General features: G+C 79.6%; 1 protein-coding gene. It reads left to right on the top strand.

Features of this window, described 5'->3' with window-relative positions:
* On the top strand, positions 1–978 hold a 978-nt coding region (locus tag Adu01nite_RS43200), incomplete at its 5' end, for a hypothetical protein (RefSeq protein WP_203735195.1).
* Positions 979–1,172 lie beyond the last annotated feature (194 nt).

Raw genomic sequence — 1,172 nt, 5'->3', positions numbered from 1 at the left:
GGGCTGACCCGCCGGCTGACCCGCGGGGCGCCCGCCGAGCTCCGGCTGACCCCCCGCACGGCCGCCGAGGTCCGGGCGGCCTGCCGGCCGTCCGCTCAGCTCCGGCTGGCCTGCCGGTCGCCCGGTGAGTTCCGGGCGGCCTGTCTGCCGTCCGTTCGGGTCCGCCTGGCCCGCGAAGCGCGCGCTGCGCTCGCTCGGCTCCGGCCGCCCGAATCCGTCGCTCTGTGCCGGGGACACCGGGCGGCTACCGGGGCCGCTGCCCCGCTCGCCCGGCCCGGGCCGACCCGTCGCGGGGAAGCCCTGGCTCTGCGCCGGCGAGACCGGCTGACTACCGAAACCTGGGCCACGCTCGCCCGGCTCCGGGCGGCCACGCTGAGCCGGCGAGACCGGCTGGCTGCCGAAACGCTCGTCCGTGTCCGGGCGGCTGTGCTGGCCCGGACCCGGCGACACGGGCCGACTGCCGAAGCGGTCGTCCTCCTCCGGGCGGCCGTGCTGGCCCGGACCCGGCGACACGGGCCGACTGCCGAAGCGGTCGCCCTCCTCCGGGCGGCCGTGCTGGGCCGGGAAGCCCTGGCTGTGCTGACCCGAGAAGGGCTGACCCGAGAAAGGCTCACCCGAGACGGGCTGGCCCGAGACCGGCCGGCTCGGGAACGCGCCGCCGAGGTCGGCTCGGCTGTGCTGGCCCTGGCCACCGGCCGGCGACACCGGCCGGCCGCTGAGACCCGGACCTCGGTCGCCCGCGTCCGGCCGGCCCTGCTGCGCGGCGAAGCCCTGGCTCTCCTCGGGCGGCCCGGCCGGGCCACGCCTACCCGGTTCCGGACGGCCTGGCTGCGCCCCGAAACCCTGACTCTGCTCCGGCGGCCCCACCGGGCGGCCTGGCTGTGCCGGGAAACCCTGGCTGTGCTGACCCGAGACGGGCTGGCCGGGGATCTGCTGGCCGGGGATCTGCTGGCCGGGCATCGGCGGGCGGCCGGGTGAGACCGGACCAGCCGGGCCGGCCGGCGGCATGCCGGCGGCAGCGGCAGCGGCCATCGCACCGGCGGGGCCGGTGCGTGGGCCGGGCTGCGGCCCACGGCCGCGACGCGGGTTGGCCGGGCCGTCGCCGGCCTGCCGACCGGCAGCGCGCGGGTCGATCGGACCGGTACCGTCACCGGCCGGCCGGACACCACCAC

Origin of the sequence: Paractinoplanes durhamensis, assembly GCF_016862175.1 — a bacterium.
Lineage (GTDB): Bacteria > Actinomycetota > Actinomycetes > Mycobacteriales > Micromonosporaceae > Actinoplanes > Actinoplanes durhamensis.
Note: the sequence above shows the minus strand (reverse complement) of the source record. Positions and strands in the feature narration are given on the sequence as shown.